We start from the raw sequence: 18,822 nt of genomic DNA, 5'->3' as shown, positions 1-18,822 counted from the left end.
GAGTACTAGGCGGTGCGTTTTCATGCCGGAATGACTCCGCACCCACCCTACCGCTGCATCAAACAGCTGTCTACAAGCAAATTATTTTACGAATCTTTTCGTAGTTATATAACCTTCGGATTTTCCATTGGAGCATTCCGAGGGGGCTATAATTTCGTCGGCACGCTCGCCTTTACACTGTCAAGCTTATTCGACCAGCGCTGTTTTTCCTCGTTGTTGAGGATGGTAAATGCCTTCAGAGTTTTGGCATCTTCGGGGGCTAGGGCTTGTGCCGTGCGCAGGTAGTGCTTGGCCGAATCGAGGCGCTGCGTCCAGATGTGGTTGATGCCGATGTTGCGCATGATGGCCACTTTGTCGTAGCCGTGGTGCAGGGCCGTCCGGAAGCTGGCAGTCGATTTGGCGTACTCTTTCTGGTTGGCTTCAGCCACGCCGATTTTGTAGTGCAGCTCGGCATCGGTGGGGTTGCTCTGCGCTAGCGTGTAGAGCTTGGGCAACGCCTCGCCGTACGCTTGCTTTTCAAACAAGGCGTTGGCCTTTTGGTGAGCCGCGGAGGTGGCGGCTGTACTCTCGGCGACTTTGGTTGCGGGCGCCTGGTTGCAAGCAGCCATCAGCGACAAAGCAGTAACGCCAGCCAGAACAAGGCCGAAGTGGGAAAAAGACGCGGACATAACGGTTTGGTTGTGGTGAAAACAGGGCTTAGCATTGGCGGATAGCTTAGCAACCCACCAAGTAAGATCCGCCAAAATAGGCATCGGCGGGCGCAAAGCCACCATTATGTCCCGGCAACCTGTCGCGTCGATTGCGGAATCAAAACCAAGCTCGCTTCAGAGCACTTGCCCGATTGATACCCAGACAAATGCGCTCCGATTTGCAGTGCACTCTAGTTGGCGTTGAGTACAAACACCAAAGCACATGGCACGACAAAAATTATACTTTTACAATATAACAACACCACCTTAAAGCAACAGCAAGAATTGAATTACAGCGCAACAGTAATCTAAGGTCGTTATTGCTAAGTATAGCTAGTGCCTTTAACTTTGTTGCCAAATAGCACATTTCGTATTTACATCTCTTGCACCGCCACTTTCCTGAGGCTCAGCCAACTGGCCGCAATTAGCGCCTGAGTTGTGTTGCAGGTTGCCGGTGCAGAAGCATGTTGCGCGATGTTCTCCCGATCCGATGTGGCGCGGCAGGCTTGTTGCAAGGCAGTTTTCTCGCGTCTGTTTACCTCCCCTCCCACGACACCTTCACTGCAACGCAGTACTACGCATACCATGAATACTTTTCGCATCGTGCAAGTAGGACCACTGTCGGGTGTTCAGCCTTTTCAGGTTGAAGAACGCCGCAGTGTGTGGTACTTGCCCTGGAGCAAATGGCAAACGCTAAAGCACCGCAGTTACGGGCATTTTAAAACCCGTACTTCTCCGGCGCGCTTCCAAACCGTTGAGGAGGCCCGCACTTTCATCGACCACGTGCAGCAGAAGCGGGCCGCAATTCGGGCCAGACGGCGCAACGAGCAAGCTGCGCGCAAACAACTGGAACACTTCCCGCGGGTAGTGGAGCAAATAACCTGGGGCGCCTAGGTCGCAACCATGCTACCAATAAGCCGCGCTGCAAAGGGTTACGTCACACCTTTGCAGCGCGGCTTTTTTGTGCTCTCGCAGGTGCTGCAACTATCGCAGCAGGAGGGTTGAATGGCCCCCGAGCAAACGCATTAGGCAGTCGGTTCCCTATGCATCGGCAAGCCATTCAACTCAGTTAGGGTTACGTACTTGGCGTGAGTACGGGCTATCTTAATGCTTACGCCAGCCAAAACTCGGTTAACCGTTGCCCTACCGCTGCGCGGTGGTACCAATCGTTGCATACCAACTCTACTTGCTCCACTTGCATCGAGCCGAAAACGTGCTGCCGGTATTGCTGCAACGCTTCCACGAACCGCTGTCGCTGCTGCAACGGCGCCCTAAACCTCGCTACCGTGCTGTGCGCGGTTTGCAGCACGTAACGCTTGTCGATAGTTTGCGGCAGGCCTGATACGTGGAAGGCGGTGCGCAATCGGCTTCTCAGCTGCTGCAGCGCTTCGGACCTAGGAAAGCCCTGCACCATTACCGTAGCGGCCGAGGCTGTGATGCCCGTGAAATCGAGGGTGAATGGCCGGGCTTCCTGCACTACGCCTGCCAGCAGTTGGGTGTAGGCGTCTAGGTCTACCTGGTCTAGCGAAAAGCCCTCGTAGCAGGAAATGAGCGTCAGCAGCGTGACGTGCATGTCGGAGGGCGGGTAGTAGTATTGGTCGGGTTCGAAGCCTTGCAATTGTTGCACGAACTCGACCATGCGTTGCTTAACCTCGGCTGCAGGGCGGATAACCAGTGTGAGACCTAGACGGTGGTCGTTGGGGTCGTCAATTAGCGGGTCTGTGGCTATGCTGTTGCTTTCTAACCTAGGCAATGCCTCTCGCCACATGGCGGTGTAGTGGGTGGCTAGGTGCATGGTTGAAACAGTGGAATGATAAACATACCACATCCATTCCATTAGCGTTTTTCTATACCTTTCGCCCGCCGCTACCCTCCCCTCTATCCTTCCGATGACTACCCCCCGACTGCTCCGCCTGCCGCTGCTGGTGCTGCTGGCATTGCTATGCGCGTGCTCTAAACCCGGCGAGAATACCGATAACACTGCCTCCGCTGATGGCGATGAAATCGACCCATACGAAAACCTGGTGTTCAGCTTCGATGAGCCAGTTGCGAAGGAAACCCAGCTAAACCGCTGGGACACCACGCAGGTAGTGCGCTTCGAGCCGGCGGTACGGGGTAAGTTTAAGTGGACCTCGGAGCGGGAGCTGGTGTTTTCGCCGGCCGAGCCGTTCCGGCCGAGCACGGCTTTTCGGGCTGAGTTGCGGCCGCAGGCCCTGCCCAGCGGCAAGCAGCAGAAGCCGCCGAAGCTGAGCCGCACGCAGTTCCATACGCCTTACCTGCAGATGAGCGAGCCGCAGGTGTTCTGGACAGCCTCGCCCAACAGCAGCGAGCCGGCCGTGCGCCTGAACGCGGTGTTCAACTACGCCGTGCGCCCCGCCGACCTGCGCCAGCACCTGCGCCTGACGGTGGCCGGCCAGCAGGTGCCCTTCGAGGTAGTATCGGCTGAGCCCGACCGCGTGGTGGGCATTCGGCCCACGCAAACGGTAGCGCCGGGCAGTACTGTTCAGCTCCACGTGGAACCTGGCCTGAAGCCCGTGGGCGGCGGCAAAGGCACCAGCCGCGCCCTCGATGCCTCGGGCACCGTGCCCGATCCGCAGCAGCTGCAGGTGCGCGAGCTAACGGGCTCCTTGCTCAACGGCGAACCGGTGGTGACGGTGCTTACCGACCAACCTATTTCGGCTGAGCAGGCGCAGGCGGTGGTACGCGTGCAGCCGGCAGTAGCCTTCGGCGTGGAGGCGCTGGAAAGCGGCTTTGTGCTGCGCGGCGGCTTCGAGGTAGGCAAAACCTACACCGTGAGCGTAGGGTCCGGGGCTTACGGCACCCTAGGTGGACATTTGGCCGAGCCGTTCAGCCAGGCCGTGTCGTTCGGCGACGAGCGGCCGAGCATCAGCTTTGCCAACGGCGAAAAGGCCATGTACCTGGGCGCGCAGGGCTTGCGCAACCTAGGGCTGCGCCTGAATGAGGTGGAGCGCGTGAAGGTGAGCATCTACAAGGTGTACGCCAACAACATCCGGGAGCTGCTGCGCTCGGGCGAGCAGTACGGCTACGACGCCGGCGAGGAAGGCGAAGAAACCCAAGACGAAAACGGCGAGTGGATAGACCGCAGCTACACGTACTACAACACCGAGGACTTCGGCAACCTGCTCACGGAGCGCACCTACAGCACCAGCGCCCTGCCCAAAGCTGGCTCGCTGCGCCTGCTGCACCTCTCGCTCGACGAGCTGGAATTCGGCAACCAAATGAAAGGCCTGTACGTGGTGCGCGTGCAGGATACCGAGCGGCAGTGGCTGCAAGTATCGAAGCTGGTGGCCGTGTCGGACCTAGGGGTGGTAGTGAAGCGCCACGCCACCGGCGGCGCCATGGTGTTCGTGAATTCGCTGCGCACGGCCAGGCCGGTGGGCGGCGCTTCGGTGCGCTTCATCAGCCAGAACAACCAAACCATGTTCACGGGCCAGACCAACAGCAACGGCGTGGCCATGCTGGGGCAGAGCGACAGCACCGCCAACAGCCGCTTCCGGCTGGATATGGTGATGGTGCAAAGCGGTCAGGATTTCACCTTTCTGCAGCTGGAGCGCGCCCGCGTCGAAACCTCGCGCTACGACGTAGGCGGCCTGCAAAGCAACGCGGCTCGGTTCCAGGCTTTCCTATACGGCGACCGTGACCTGTACCGCCCCGGCGACACCATCCGCACCAACACAGTGGTGCGCACCGACGACTGGCGCGTGCCCGGCGCCGTGCCCATGAAAATCAGACTGCTGCTGCCCACTGGCAAGGAGTACGCCAGCTACCGCCGCACCCTGAGCCCCGGCGACGGCTCGTTTGAGGCGCAGTTCATCGTGCCTCCTTCGGTGATGACGGGCCTCTACACGCTAGAGGTACTCACCGGCAACGACGTGCTGCTGACCTCGCGCAAAATCAGCGTGGAGGAGTTTATCCCCGACCGCCTGAAAGTAACCGTAACGGCCGCGCCCAAGGTGGTGCAGCCCGGCCAAACCGTGCGCGCCGCAGTGCTGGCCCAGAACCTGTTCGGCCCGCCCGCTACCGACCGCAAGTTTGAGGTAGAGTTTTCGCTGAAGCAAAAGGCCTTCGCGCCCAAAGAATACGCCGATTACAACTTCAGCATTCGGAGCGGCGTGGAGCGGCGCAACCAGTACGGCGGCGAAGAGCCGGAGTCGGCGTCGGCGCTGAACGAGCGGTTTGAGAAAGCCGTGCGCGAAGGCCGCACCAACGAGCAGGGCCGCGGCACGGCCGAGTACCAGGTGCCCGAGTACCGCGACCTAGGCACGCTCGAGGGTACTGCCTTTGCCACGGTGTTCGACGAAACCGGCCGGCCCGTAAACCGCCTTGCCACCTTCGAGGTGCGCACCCAGGCCGTGATGTTTGGGTTGCAGCAGCTGCCCGAGCTGCTGAGCACCCGGCAAGCCGTGCCCATTCGGGTAGTGGCGCTTACGCCGCAGGGCCAGCCCACCCAGGCCCGCGGCGAGGTGCGCGTGGTGCGCATGCTCTGGGAAACCGTGTTGGAACGCCAGGGCGGCCGCTACACCTACAACTCGCAGCGCCGCGAGCAAACGGTGCTCAGCCAAGCCATTCAGGCCGGCCCCGCGGCGGTGCTGAACTTCACGCCTACCTACTCGGGCCAGTACGAGGTGCGCGTGTCGCGGCCCGGCGCCGCTACCTACGTGGCCAGCCGCTTCTACGCCTACGGCTACGGCGACACGCAGAGCAACGCCTTCGAGGTGAGCAACGAGGGGCAGGTGCAGATTGAGGCCGACAAGCCCAAGTACCAGCCCGGCGACAAAGCCACGCTGCTGCTCAAAACGCCCTTTGCTGGCCGCGTGCTCGTGACGGTGGAGCGCAACCGCGTGCTGGAGCATTTTTACGTGGATACCGACGAGAAATCGGCGCGCGTAACGGTGCCCATCCGCGCCGGCCACGTGCCCAACGTGTACGTTACGGCCACGGCCATTCGGCCTATTTCGGCCGATTCCAAAATTCCGCTGACCGTTGCCCGCGGCTTTGTGCCCCTGACGGTGGAGAAGCCCGATTCGCGCCTGCCTGTAGCCATCAAGGCCGTGGCGCAAAGCCGTTCCCAAACCTGGCAAACGGTGGAGGTGCAAACCAAGCCCAACGCAGCCGTAACGCTGGCCGTGGTAGACGAGGGCATTTTGCAGATGAAGAACTACCGCACGCCCGACCCCTTCGGCTACTTCTACCAGAAGCGCGCCCTCGAAGTATCGGCCCACGATGTGTACCCCTTCCTGCTGCCCGAGCTAGGCACCAGCAGCACCGGCGGCGACGGATATGACCTGGCGCGCCGCACCACGCCCGTGCCCTCGCGGCGCGTGCAGCTGGTAGCCCGCTGGAGCGGCGTGAAGCGCGCCGATGCCAACGGCCGCGTGCAGGTGCGGGTGCGCGTGCCGCAGTTTAGCGGGGCGCTGCGGCTGATGGCCGTGGCCTACAAAGGCGACGCGTTCGGCTCGGCCGAGCACACCATGCGCGTAGCCGACCCGGTGGTTATCAGCACCGCCCTACCCCGCTTCCTCAGCCCCGGCGACACGATTGATGTGCCGGTAACGCTGACGAATACGACGGGAAAGGCTATGGACGGCACGGCCAGCATTTTACTTGAGGTAGCTGGGTCTTCCTCCAAGGATTTGAGCTTGAGTGGCCCTTTAGAGGTGGTGCATAATGGAGACGTATCTGACAAGACTACTCCCTTCACCGACGCCAAAGTAGTCAGCTTACGGGCCGGGGCCGAAGGTCGGGTTGTGTTCCGAATCTTCGCAAAAGGACCTATTGGAAATACCAAGGTTGATGTAAGCTTCTACAACAACTCCACGAAGCAAACTTCCACCGAAACCATCGAGCTACCCGTTCGTCCCGCTTCGCCGTTGCAGATGCGTACCGGATCGGGCGTGGTGCAGGGCGGCAAAATGCAGCCGCTGGATTTGCGCACCGATTTCCTGCCGACGTCGCAGCGCAGCCAGCTGGTACTGAGCCGCTCGCCCATGACGGAGTTCAGCAAAGACCTGCGCTACCTGCTGCAGTACCCCTACGGCTGCCTGGAGCAAACGGTATCTGCCGCTTTCCCGCAGCTGTACTACCCCGATTTGGCCGCGGCCCTAGGTCAGGCGGGCAAGGCGCAGCGCTACAACCCCAACTACCACGTGCAGGAGGCCATTCGCAAGATTGAGGCGCAGCAGCTCCACAACGGATCGTTGAGCTACTGGCCCGGCGGCGACTACGACAACTGGTGGACCACGGCCTACGCCGCGCATTTCCTGCTCGAAGCCAAGCGCGCCGGCTTCGCCGTGAACCAAGGCATTCTGGACAAAACACTGCGCTACCTGCAGTACCGCACCAAAAAGCGCGAAACCGAGCCCTACCAGTACCTCGACGCCAACAACGTAGCCCGCGAGAAGACCATTGCCAAAAAGGAAATTGCCTACTCGCTCTACGTGCTGGCCTTGGCCGGCAAGCCCGACCCGGTAGCGCTGAACTACTACCGCGCCAACCAGCGCCTGCTCGCGCAGGACTCGCGCTTTGTGCTGGCCAGCACCAGCGCGCTGTCGGGCCAAACGCAAGGCTTCCGCGACCTGCTGCCCCGCTCCTTTTCGGAACCCGCCGCCCGCCGCGCCCTCGATGGCTCGTTCTACTCGCCCGTGCGCGACCTAGGGCTGGCGCTGAACACCCTCATCGAAGCCGACCCCGAAAACCCGCTTGTAACGAGCATGGCCCGGCAACTGTCGCGCCTGGTGAAAGGGGCAGGTTGGCTGAGCACCCAGGAGCGCGCGTTTGCGCTGCTGGCCTTGGGTAAGGTGGCCCATCAGAACAAGAACAGCACCGTAACGGCCACCCTCGCCGAAACGGGTGGCAAGGTGCTGGGCCAATACAAAGGCCCGCAAAACCTGACCGTGAACAACGTAGCCAACCGCCGACTCAGCCTGCAAACGGCCGGCACCGGGCCCTTGTACTACTTCTGGACGCTGGAAGGCATTTCGCCCACTGGCCAGGTGCGCGAAGAAGACCAGTACCTGCAGGTGCGCCGCCAGTTCCTCGACCGCACCGGCCAGCCCCTAGGTCGGGCCGAGTTCCGGCAGAACGACCTGGTAGTTGTCAAAATCACGCTGCAAGCTGCCGACTACGCCGGCGAAGTGCCCAACGTAGCCATTACCGACCTGCTGCCCGCCGGCCTCGAAATCGAGAACCCGCGCATCGGCGCCGTGCGCGAGCTTACCTGGGCCACCGACACCGCCACCCCCGACTACCTCGACGTGCGCGACGACCGCATCAACCTGTTCACCACCGCTACCCCGCAGCCCAAGTCGTTCTACTACCTGGCGCGGGCTGTGTCGAAGGGCACGTTCAAGCTAGGTCCGGTTAGCGCCGATGCCATGTACAACGCCGAATACCACTCGTACGCAGGCCCTGGCGTGGTAAGGGTGAGATAGGCCCCTAAATCATCACGGTGCTGAACTCTGCTGAAGCTAAGGCTACAAGCTAGTTCCCCTCCTCAGATGAGGAGGGGCCAGGGGTGGTTGACGACTCGTTGAACAGTTACTAGATCTAGCCTCTAGTTCTAGTTCTAGTTCTAGTTCTTCAACCACCCCTAGCCCCTCCTCATCTGAGGAGGGGAACTAGCCCTAACCTTAGCATTGCTTTTCATTTCCTGACGCATCCTGCACAACTCGATGGAGAGGCATATAGCCTTACCTCAACCATAGCTTGCGCGGTGGCATGCGCGTACAACCTGCGCACTCCAGCCCCTTAGCTATGCCTCGTTGCTCCATCGTTTTCGCTCGATTTGTTCTTGTGTTCGGCCTGCTGCTTTGCACCCTAGGTGCGCAGGCGCAAGGCGCCATTACCACCATCACGGCCGCCGAAAACGGCAAGGAAGTGCAGCTAACCGTGGGCGACCGGCTGATTGTGCGCTTGCCCACGGCGGCCCCGCGCTATGGCTGGCGCTTGGTGCAGAACTACCCGGGCCAGCTCACGCTAGTAAGCAACCAAACTTTGCCCGGCGTGAGCAGTGGCGTACCCGGTGCACCAGCCACCCACGAAATGCACTTCCAAACCATCGGCTCGGGTGGGCTCGATCTGGTACTGGTGGCGGCGCTGCCGGGCACGGGCTACTCGCCGGTGGGCAGCTACTTCCACGTGTACCTCACCATCAACCAGCCCGGTGTGGCTAAAAACGTCAACATCACGGAGTACGGCAACCGCAGCCGCGTAACCGTGAACAAAGGCGACCAGCTTAGCATCAAGCTAGGCACCACTGCCGGTTCCGCTTTCCGGTGGGAGGTAATGCCGATAGCCAACGAGATAGTGAAGCTGGTAAACACCCAAACCGAGCAGGAGCAAAAAAAATCGAAGAAAAAGCCGAAGCCCGGCACTCCGCAGGATATCACCTTCAATTTTCAGGCGCTCAACCCCGGCCAAACCACCATCCGCTTTCTGTACCGCGACGGCACCAACAACGACACCCCGCCCAAGCGCGACTTTGTGCTGGATGTAACGGTACCGTAAGGCTTATTGGTGGCGCAGGACGCAAAATGCTGGTACCAACGCTGGCGCGAGTCTTAGCGCGTTAGCGCGCGACTCGTGCCGGCGCATGGGTGGGAGTCTCCAGACTCACGGGCGTTGTACGGTGCCCTAGGTGCCGTTGGGGTCGGGGAAGCTAAGCTGCTTCCGCCAGCAAGTCGTTCCCTAAGTGCTGTTCTCGTGACGGGAGTCTGGAGACTCCCCTCCATGCGGCGGCACGAGTCGCGCGCTAACGCGCTAAGACTCGCGCCAGAGTAGCCGCATAGTGCTACGCAGCCTTCCACAGCGGCCACCTTTAGCGGGTTCAGCAAGCGTTCGGTACCACACCTAGGCGCCTATCTTTGCCGCCGATGAACTACTTGATTTACCTGGCCCACGGCCCGGCCGAGCTGCGCAGCGAAGCCTTGTACAGCCTGCTTTCTTATTTCCGCGCGGCGCCGGTGCTGCCGGCTCAGGTACTCATTTATACCGATGCGCCCGACGCTTTCCGGCAAGTACTGGGCGAGCGGCCCGATGTGCTGTACCCCAGCGTAACGGAGGCCGAATGGCAGGCCTGGCGGGGCAGTGCCAACATGGTATACCTACTGAAGATTGGCGTGCTCGAACACGCCGCCGCGCACTACCCCGGCAACCTGCTGTTCGTTGACACCGACACCATTTGGCAGCGCGACCCTACGCCCATTTTCGAGCAAATTGGCCAGGGCACGCGCTTTATGCACGACAACGAAGGCCTGCTGGCTACCGGCAACACGCTCAGCCGCAAAGTGTACCGCCACTTGAAGGGCCACACCTTCCGAATTGGCGCCTATCAGGTGCAGGTAACGCCCGCTACGCTCCTGTTCAACTCAGGCGTTATCGGTTTTCGTAGCCACGAGGCGGCCCTGCTGCGCGATGTAATGCAGCTGGCCGAACAGCTCTATGCCACTTACCACAAGCACATGATGGAGCAGTTGGCCTTCAGCATGCGCTTTGCCGTGGATGGTCCCGTGCAAGAGGCTAAGCCTTACGTGGTGCATTACTGGAACCTGAAAGCGGTGCGCCCCACCCTGGCGGCGCTGTTTGCACGTTATCAAAGCGCCAGCCACGAGGAGCTGCTGCGCCGTCTCGATGCCCTAGGCCTGCCCGAGGTACACCGCGCCGAGCTGGCCTACCGCAACCTTGCCGGTTGGCAGCGCACCCTGCGCAAGCTTACCGGCCGGCGGTGGCGCATGCCTGCGTTTGAGGTGTAGCCTAGGCCAGTTAACTTACTGACCTTGCGGTAGCGCGGGCTTGGCTACGCCGACCTTTGGTTTAGCCCGCGTTTAACTGAACGTAATCGTCAGCGCAGTTCCACGCAGAACCAGTCGTGCTGGCAAACGCGGACCAAACCAAAGGTCGGCGTAGCCAAGCCCGCGCTACATTCTGCAAGTCAGACCTGCTTCGCCTTCACATTCTGATGCCACGCCCACTTGCTCCCGTGTTGCGCCGCTTGCGCTGGCCGCTGCTAGTGCTGTCGGGTACACTGGCGGTAGCCCTAGGGCTGAACTGGCTATTTCCGCTGCCTCCTCCACCGCCCTACTCACCCGTGGTAATGGCTGCCGATGGCTCGGTGCTGCACGCTTACTTATCGCCCGACCAAAAGTGGCGCATGGCCGCCGAGTTGCGCGACATAACGCCCACCCTGCGCAAGGCCATTGTTGCCAAAGAGGACCAGTGGTTTTACTATCACCCGGGCATCAACCCCGTAGCCCTAGTACAAGCGGCCTGGCGCAACGCCTTGGGTGATGGGCACCGCACCGGTGCCAGCACCATTACCATGCAGGTAGCGCGCATGCTCGAGCCAAAGGAGCGCACCTTGGGCAACAAGCTGTTCGAAATGCTGCGCGCATTGCAGCTGGAGGTGCACTATTCCAAAGATGAAATCCTGCAGCTGTACCTCAACCTGGTGCCCTACGGCTCCAACGTGGAGGGTGTAAAATCGGCAGCGCTGCTGTACTACGGGCAGCCCCCGCATTACCTCTCGCTGGCGCAAACCGTAACGCTGACCATCGTACCCAACAACCCCACGGGGTTGGCGCCAGGCCGGCACAACGCCCGGCTGCTGCAGGCCCGCAACCGGTGGCTGCGCCGCCTAGGTACCGCAGGTGTCTTCCCGGCCAAGGATGTAGCAAATGCCTTGCAGGAGCCCTTGCTGGCGCAGCGCCGACCAGCGCCGCGGCTGGCTCCGCACCTTTCGCGGCGGTTGGTGCAGGCCGAGCTACAGAAGGCGGGCACTTTTGCGGGCTCCAAAGCCGGCCTGCAAGCCACGCTGGTGCGGGCCAAACAAGCCAAAGCCGAGGAGCTGACACGCCACTACGTACGCCGCCTCGCTCCGCTAGGTATTACGCAAGCGGCCGTGCTGGTGGTAAACAACCGCACCCGCACCGTGGAGGCCTACGTGGGCTCGGCCGATTTCGGCGATGTACTCGGCCAGGGGCAGGTTGATGGCATTCGGGCGGTACGCTCGCCGGGCAGCACGCTCAAGCCCTTCCTCTACGCCGTGGCTGCCGACCTAGGGCACGTTACGCCCAAGCGCGTGCTGCCCGATGTGCCCACCAACTTCAGCGGCTTCCGGCCCGAAAACTTTGATAAGCGCTGCAACGGCGAGGTTACGCTGGAGCGCGCCCTAGGGCACTCGCTCAACATCCCGGCCGTGCACGTGCTGCAGCAAGTAGGCGTGGGCACTTTTACGCAGCAGCTGCGCCGGGCTGGGTTCCGAACAGTAGCGCGGCAAGCCCCGCAGCTGGGGCTGAGCACCATTTTGGGTGGCTGCGGCGCTTCGCTCGAAGAACTGGTGGGCTTATATACTGCGCTGGCGAACAAAGGCGCTTATGCGCCCCTGCGCTTTACCGCCGACGCTCCCGCTGCTCGCCCAACGCAGTTGGTGTCGGAAGCCTCAGCCTACCTCGTTACCGATATCCTGTCGCAGTTGGTGCGACCCGATTTGCCGGTGGGCTACGAAAACTCGCTTCGCCTGCCGCGCATCGCCTGGAAAACCGGCACCAGCTACGGCCGCCGCGACGCCTGGAGCATTGGCTACAACCGCCACTATACCATTGGCGTGTGGGTGGGCAACTTTGCCGGGCAGGGTGCCCCAGCCCTTACCGGCACCGATGTGGCCACGCCCCTGCTCTTCGACTTGTTCAACGCCATTAGCTACAACGACGGCGGCGAGTGGTTTGTACCGCCCGCCGGGCTCGATTTCCGGCTGGTGTGCTCGGTTACGGGCCAAGTGCCGGGCACGCATTGCCCCAACCAGGTAATGGATTACTACCTGCCCGGCGTATCGGATACGCGCCGCTGCGAGCATCAGCAAGAAGTGTTTGTATCGCCGACGGCCGATGTAAGCTATTGCCGCGCCTGTTTGCCCGCCGTTGGCTACCGCCGCGAGCTGTACCCCAACTTCACGCCCGAAGTGCTGGCATTTAAAGCCGCCAACGGCCTGCCGCACGCCATTCGGCCGCCGCACAACCCCGCTTGCACGCTCGTGCGCTCCGACGACGACCCGCAGCAGGCGCCGCGCATCCTCTCGCCCACGCCCAACGCCGAGTACGTGCTCGATGGCCGCGACTCGCAACAGCTGCAACTGCGCTGCGCCGCCGCCAACGATGTGCGCCAGGTGTACTGGTACGCCAACGACCAGTTTGTGCGGGCCGCCGCGCCTACCGAGGCCGTGTTCATACGGCCCGGCAGCGGGGTGCTCAAAATTTCGTGCGCCGACGACCACGGCCGCAACACCGATGTGCAGGTGCTGGTGGAGCGGCTCTAAACTGCACCTAGGGTTAGCTGATAGCCGGCAGTGGGTCGGTAATGGCTTGGGCAGCTCCGGCGGCCTCGGTACGCTGAGCTTGCAGCAGCCAATCGGTAGCGTCGCCCTCTTGGCTGGCGTAATTAAGGCGGTACGGCATCCGCGAACCTAGGGTAGCACCGCTTTCCTCCTGAAAGCTTTCGGCGGCGGCCAAGTGGCTGGGCGAAATGAGGTAGCTCAGGTAGATGGGGCCACCAAGGCGCTGCGCCAGTTGCGGGGCCAGCACCTCAAAAATCCAGTTGGTTACGGCCGGGCTCGAGCTGGGCCGCCGGCGCGCATCGAGTAGCCAAAACCGGCACTGCAGCTCGGGCAATTGCCCCAGGCAACGGTATACCTGTCGGGTTTCGTCGTCGGTGGTTACACTCAGCCAGCGCACCACCACAATGTGCAGATCGGGCCGGTAAGAAATGTCGACAAGAGGTGTAGGCGAAGCGAGCAGCATGCACGGGCGGAATTCGGGCCCTTTCTTTTACGTGACTGTTCAGCTTGAGTTACGACGTGTAAGTGCCCCACGCGAAAAGCCCCGCCGCGGTATCAGTTGGTACCGCGGCGGGGCTTTTCGCGTGGGGTGGCAGCTACGTGCAGGCCTATCGGCGTCAGCCGCCTTTGCCGCTGCCGCTTAGTGTGCCCTTCACCTTGTCGGCTACGGTTCCCAGCATGGCATCTGTGGCGGTCATTTGTTCGGTTTGCGCGTGGCCTCGCGGCTCGGGTGGCGCCAATTGCGGTATGCCACCTAGGGGTTGTGCTTTCTCGACGCGGAACTCTCCTTTGCCATCGATGGAAGGGCCCGACGTCCAGCGCCCGCCTTCGGTAGTATCGTTGCCGATGTAGGTGCTCACGAATGAGTAATTGAAGTTCTGGTTTTCCTCGCTCTGGGGAAAGCTGTTGGGGATAGGATGCGCACCGGCAAGCCCGCCAATCTCTTCGAGCACGGCCAGCCATTGGTTTTGGTGCATGGTGTCGCGGGCAATCAAAAACGCTAGCATGTCCTTCATGCCAGGGTCGTCGGTAGCTTCCCACAGGCGCGTAGCCAGCACACGGCCGGTCGCTTCGGCCATTACGTTGGCGTGCATATCGGCGGCGAGGTTGCCGCTGCCCACCACCCACGAGCCGTTGAAGGGTACACCGTTGGCATCGACGGCCATTGCTGCCAAGCCCGACGACAGCACGTGGCGCGGGTCTATGCCACCCAACACCGCACCCACCATTTTATCCTTGGCAAATTCATCCTGCACGCTCATTGGGGCGCCTTCGAGGTTGAGGGCAACGGCCGTGGCCAACATCTCGATGTGGGCAATTTCCTCGGTGCCGGTTTCGAGCAGCATGTTGCGGTATTTCTGCGGTCCGCGCGAGCCCCAGCCCTGAAACAGGTACTGCAAACACACACGAATTTCGCCTTCGATGCCGCCAATGGCCTGCTGCAGCATGCGGGCAAACACAGGGTTGGGCTTATCAACGCGCACTTTGTACTGCAGCTCTCTATCGTGGTAAAACATAAGGGTGTAGGGTTTTGGTAGTGGTAAGGGTTGCCCTTTTATGCAGGGGCGTAGCAAAACCATACCCCCATATCCGCTTGGTCGTTAAGGCCGAGGTTTCTTCGATATGGTTCAGCTGCTAGGTATCAACTGCACATGTACCCGTTGATCCACAATCAGTTACAAACCGAGCCTTAGGTATTACTACGGTTACATTTCTGTAACTACTGAATGTTGAGGTTGTGGACGCAGCAGCGTGTGCTAGTTGCTTCTTGCGTGTAATTAAGGCGGCTACTCGCTCAGCGGCCCTGCCTAGGTTTGGGCAGTTGGTTGTGGAGTGCTTCGTCAGAATTGGCACGGTTTTCGGAAATACCTCCGCAACAACGACGGGCTACTTGGAAACGCCACCTAGCCTTGCCGCTCGTTGGGTTGGTTGTCGCAGCTGAGACACCAACCGCCAAGCCCGGGCTTAACCTGCAGAGTATAATTTGCGTTATGGCACGGTGCTTGCAAACGACGGATGTAGTTGTAAAGCAATCCACTAAACTTTACGAAGCCATGAAAACCCTGAGCTATATCATGTCCCTGGTGCTGTTGGTAACCGCGCTTTTCGCAGGCGAAGCCCAGGCTCAAGAACGCAAACCGTGGAGCCCCCAAGCTAAGGGCGCCGTAATTGGTGGCCTAGGCGGCGCAGCTGCCGGTGCTATCATTCATAAGCGCAACCGCGTGGTAGGTGGTGCAGTAGGTGCCGCCGCCGGTGCCGGTACTGGCTACATGATCGGCCGCAACGTGCAAAACAAGCGCAAGGCCGAAGCCGCTGAGGCTGCCCGCGTAGCTGCAGCTAACCGTGCGGCTCGTGCCGAGCGCCAAGCTGCTGCTGCCCGCGCCGAGCGCAACGCCCTGGCCCGCCGCGCCGAAGCTGCCGAGAAAAAAGCTGCGCTGGCTCAACAGCAAGTGCCGCAGATGCCCCAAGCCCAGCAATACCCTGCTATGGCTAACGGCTTTGCCGCTGCCGGGGCCCCGGCCATGCTCTACACCGGTGCCGCTGCTGGTGCCCCGATGGCCATGAGTGCAGCTTATTTGCCCAACGAGTCGTATGGTGACCGTTCTACGGAGTACCCGACTTCGGAATACCGTAGAAAGAGCTGGTAAGTCCGCGCTTTCTGATAAGTTTCGCCGACTTCAGCCCCGTGCCGAAGTCGGCGAATTACTTTCCCACGTTCCCCAAAACCCTAGGTTTATGAAGCCCCTCCTTTGCATGGTGCTCGTTGGCGCAGCCCTTGCCTCTGCCTCTTGCACCAAAACCGAGAAAAAAGAAGAAGCCGTAAACGTGCAGACGCTTAACCAACAGTTTGTTGGTGCCTGGAACAGCAAGAACGCCATTCAGCTGGACACCCTGTTTGCCGACGATGTGCACTACATCCAAGGCGAAGCCCACTACCAAGGCCGCTCCGAGGTATCGAACCGCTGGGTACGCGAAACCATGGGCACCATTGCCAACCTGCGCCTCTCCCCGGTTAGCACCGGCGCCGACACGCAGCTCGCCTACGAGGCTGGTACCTTTTCGGTAGATGTGCTGCCCGCCAACCCGGCCTTACCCATGGGCGAAGGCGCCGGCAACTTCACGCTGATCTGGAAGAAGAACCCTAAAGGCGTTTGGAAGCTGAGCTACGCGCAGCTAGAAGGCCTGCCCGTACGAGCTCGTACGCGCTAAACGTTTACTCCCTCAACACACCGCAGCCCCGGCAGAGCTTCTGCCGGGGCTGCGGTTGTTTTAGCACCTAGGAAAAGAGCACACTCCAACTCCGAACGTCATGCTGAGCTTGCCGAACCGTAGGTCGGCGTAGCCAAGTATCTCTCCCGCTGATGTTGGCTAGTGACCTTGTGCGAGAAGAAGTTACTATCCGTGGACGCGGACTACAACCACAGGTCGGCGTAGCCAAAGTCCGCGCTACACTGCGCCACTGAAGCGGTAGAGATGCTTCGGCAGGGCTCAGCATGACGCCCTTAGGTGGCCGAAATCGAAACAAGCCCAAGAGCTACCCCACAGCATTGGGCCGGGTTAAGTACTCCTCGCCGTCATAAATCGGCGTGAGGTTTTCCTCCTCTTCCTTCGTGAACATGCGCGACCTGATAAGAAAGCGCACACCTAGGGGAATTTCGAGCGAAAAGCTGGCGCCGCGGCCTTTGGTTACATCCACCGTCAGTTGAGTGTGCTTCCAGTACTCAAATTGCGCGGCGCTCATGAAAAAGTCGCAGCCGTGGATGTTGCCCAGCCACACATCGTTGGTGCTCACGCGGAATTCGCCCGCCGGAAAGCACATCGGCGACGACCCATCGCAGCAACCGCCGCTCTGGTGAAACATCAGCGGGCCGTGCTCGTCGCGGAGTACATCGATGGTGGCTTCGGCCGCGGCTGTTACCAGCACGCGGGGCGTTGGATTGCTCATGGTTGGGTGGGAGTTGAAGGGTGTTGAATAAATACTGCGGAAGTGGCACCTAGGGCAGTGTGCCTGCCACCAACGCAACAGGCCGCGCTGCCGCTTACAATGGCGACATACGCGGCCTGCGGCGGCAACGCAGTTTGGCGGCGGGGCTTGCAGCCTTGCGGCTGTTGCCAAGCCTGGGCGCCAAGTGCCGGCAGCACCCGCACACCCAGGCTTGGCAGTGCAGTGCAGCGCCCCACACGCTGCGTTGGTGCGCCGCCGCTGGCCCTGTTCAGCGGCGGCGCCAATAACGACTAGCTACTAGAAAAAGCCCAGTTTCTGCTGGCTGTAGCTGATGAGCATATTCTTGTTTTGGCGGTAGTGGTTGAGCATCATTTTGTGATTCTCGCGGCCAAAACCCGACTTATGGTAACCACCAAACGGGGCATGGGCCGGGTAGTGGTGGTAGCAGTTTACCCACACGCGGCCGGCCTCAATGGCGCGCGGCACTTGGTACAGCTCGTGGGCGTCGCGCGTCCAGACGCCGGCACCTAGGCCGTAGAGCGTGTCGTTGGCAAGGGCAATGGCTTCTTCGGTGGTTTTGAAAGTAGTTACTGACACTACCGGCCCGAAGATTTCTTCCTGGAAGATGCGCATCTTGTTGTGGCCGCGGAACAGCGTGGGTTGGATGTAGTAGCCCTCGGCCAAGGCGGGGTCGTCCTGCGAGTACGCATCGCCGCCCACCAGCACCTCGGCCCCTTCCGACTTACCGATTTCCAGGTAGCTCAGGATCTTCTCGAACTGGTCGTTCGAGGCCTGGGCGCCCATCATGGTGTCTTTGTCGAGCGGGTTGCCCAGCTTAATGGCCTTTACGCGGGCAATTACGCGCTCGATGAACTCGTCGTAGATGTCCTCGTGCACCAGCATGCGCGAGGGGCAGGTGCACACCTCGCCCTGGTTCAGGGCAAACATCACGGCGCCCTCAATGCACTTGTCGAGGAAGTCGTCGTCGGCATCCATCACCGATTTGAAGAAGATGTTCGGCGACTTGCCGCCCAGCTCCAGCGTTACGGGGATGATGTTTTCGGCAGCGTACTGCATAATCAACCGGCCCGTAGTGGTTTCGCCCGTAAAGGCCACCTTGGCAATGCGCGGCGAGGTAGCCAGCGGCTTGCCGGCCTCGAGGCCAAAGCCATTCACCACGTTGATTACGCCAGCCGGCACGATGTCCTGAATCAGCTCCATCAGCACCATAATGCTGGCGGGGGTTTGCTCGGCGGGTTTGATGACCACGCAACAGCCGGCAGCCAGGGCTGGGGCCAGCTTCCAGGTAGCCATCAGCAGCGGGAAGTTCCAGGGAATGATTTGGCCCACCACGCCAATGGGCTCGTGCACGTTCAGCGAAATAGTGGTGGCATCGAGCTCGGCCACGGAGCCTTCTTCGGCCCGAATTACGCCGGCGAAGTAGCGGAAGTGGTCGATGGCCAGGGGCAGGTCAGCGTTCAGGGTTTCGCGAATGGGCTTGCCGTTTTCCACGGTTTCCACGGCGGCCAAGTGGTCGAGGTTCTGCTCCATGGCGTCGGCAATCTTCAGCAGAATGTTGCTGCGCGTGGTAGCTGAGGCGCTTTTCCAGGTTTTAAATGCTTCGTGGGCAGCATCCAAGGCCAACTCGATGTCCTCTTTGGTGGAGCGGGCCACTTTGCAGAACGCCTTGCCATCGATGGGCGACAGGTTGTCGAAGTACTGGCCTTTCACCGGGGCCACCCACTTGCCGCCAATAAAGTTGTCGTAGTGGTCTTTGAACTTGGGGCGGTCGACGAGGGTGGTGGTTCTTTCGAGCGTTTCCATGCGGATGGGAATTAGGG

General features: G+C 60.9%; 13 protein-coding genes. 7 read left to right on the top strand and 6 right to left on the bottom strand.

The genetic code is table 11. The features are described from left to right. Nucleotides 1-146: 146 nt before the first annotated feature. Entirely contained in the window at nt 147-668 is a 522-nt protein-coding gene (locus tag ASU33_RS01485) for a hypothetical protein (protein WP_149866986.1), read from the bottom strand. Between the two features lie 606 nt (nt 669-1,274). Here ASU33_RS01485 and ASU33_RS01480 point away from each other — a divergent pair. Beyond that, nucleotides 1,275-1,583 (top strand): hypothetical protein, encoded by a 309-nt coding sequence (locus ASU33_RS01480; protein ID WP_059067433.1) that lies wholly within the window; start codon nt 1,275-1,277, stop codon nt 1,581-1,583. Between the two features lie 217 nt (nt 1,584-1,800). Here ASU33_RS01480 and ASU33_RS01475 read toward each other — a convergent pair whose 3' ends face one another. Further along, nucleotides 1,801-2,484, bottom strand: coding sequence for a 2'-5' RNA ligase family protein (locus ASU33_RS01475; protein ID WP_059067431.1), 684 nt, complete (start codon nt 2,482-2,484; stop codon nt 1,801-1,803). 94 nt (nt 2,485-2,578) lie between these two features. Here ASU33_RS01475 and ASU33_RS01470 point away from each other — a divergent pair, with 94 nt between their 5' ends. The 4 genes from ASU33_RS01470 to pbpC all read left to right on the top strand — a co-directional run bounded on the left by ASU33_RS01470 (nt 2,579) and on the right by pbpC (nt 13,017). After that, nucleotides 2,579-8,140 carry an alpha-2-macroglobulin family protein gene (locus ASU33_RS01470; RefSeq protein ID WP_059067429.1) on the top strand — a complete coding sequence of 1,854 codons (5,562 nt, stop codon included), beginning with the start codon at nt 2,579-2,581 and terminating at the stop codon, nt 8,138-8,140. A 322-nt stretch (nt 8,141-8,462) separates the two neighbouring features. Further along, nucleotides 8,463-9,215, top strand: coding sequence for a protease inhibitor I42 family protein (locus tag ASU33_RS01465; RefSeq protein ID WP_160328110.1), 753 nt, complete (start codon nt 8,463-8,465; stop codon nt 9,213-9,215). Nucleotides 9,216-9,580: 365 nt separating this feature from the next. Further along, nucleotides 9,581-10,459 (top strand): putative nucleotide-diphospho-sugar transferase, encoded by an 879-nt coding sequence (locus ASU33_RS01460; RefSeq protein ID WP_059067425.1) that lies wholly within the window; start codon nt 9,581-9,583, stop codon nt 10,457-10,459. Between the two features lie 206 nt (nt 10,460-10,665). Then, the gene (gene pbpC, locus ASU33_RS01455) at nt 10,666-13,017 is read left to right on the top strand and encodes a penicillin-binding protein 1C (RefSeq protein ID WP_059067423.1); all 2,352 of its coding nucleotides are present in this window, start codon (nt 10,666-10,668) and stop codon (nt 13,015-13,017) included. Nucleotides 13,018-13,030: 13 nt separating this feature from the next. Here pbpC and ASU33_RS01450 read toward each other — a convergent pair whose 3' ends face one another. Both ASU33_RS01450 and ASU33_RS01445 read right to left on the bottom strand, forming a co-directional pair. Beyond that, the gene (locus ASU33_RS01450; RefSeq protein ID WP_059067421.1) at nt 13,031-13,498 is read right to left on the bottom strand and encodes a hypothetical protein; all 468 of its coding nucleotides are present in this window, start codon (nt 13,496-13,498) and stop codon (nt 13,031-13,033) included. 154 nt (nt 13,499-13,652) lie between these two features. Beyond that, entirely contained in the window at nt 13,653-14,552 is a 900-nt protein-coding gene (locus ASU33_RS01445; protein WP_059067419.1) for a manganese catalase family protein, read from the bottom strand. A gap of 537 nt (nt 14,553-15,089) precedes the next feature. Between ASU33_RS01445 and ASU33_RS01440 the strand changes: the two genes are divergently transcribed. Then, nucleotides 15,090-15,683, top strand: a complete 594-nt coding sequence (locus ASU33_RS01440; protein ID WP_059068291.1) for a YMGG-like glycine zipper-containing protein — start codon at nt 15,090-15,092, stop codon at nt 15,681-15,683. 88 nt (nt 15,684-15,771) lie between these two features. After that, a complete protein-coding gene (locus ASU33_RS01435; RefSeq protein ID WP_059067417.1) occupies nt 15,772-16,245 on the top strand; it encodes a YybH family protein in 474 nt (157 codons plus the stop codon). A gap of 325 nt (nt 16,246-16,570) precedes the next feature. Here ASU33_RS01435 and ASU33_RS01430 read toward each other — a convergent pair whose 3' ends face one another. Together ASU33_RS01430 and ASU33_RS01425 are read right to left on the bottom strand one after the other, a co-directional pair. After that, nucleotides 16,571-16,981, bottom strand: coding sequence for a DUF779 domain-containing protein (locus ASU33_RS01430; protein ID WP_059067415.1), 411 nt, complete (start codon nt 16,979-16,981; stop codon nt 16,571-16,573). 297 nt (nt 16,982-17,278) lie between these two features. Beyond that, entirely contained in the window at nt 17,279-18,805 is a 1,527-nt protein-coding gene (locus ASU33_RS01425) for an aldehyde dehydrogenase family protein (protein WP_059067413.1), read from the bottom strand. Nucleotides 18,806-18,822: the final 17 nt, after the last annotated feature.

Source organism: Solirubrum puertoriconensis (genome assembly GCF_001483135.1).
GTDB classification, from domain to species: domain Bacteria; phylum Bacteroidota; class Bacteroidia; order Cytophagales; family Hymenobacteraceae; genus Solirubrum; species Solirubrum puertoriconensis.
This window is presented reverse-complemented; position numbering and strand designations above follow the sequence as displayed.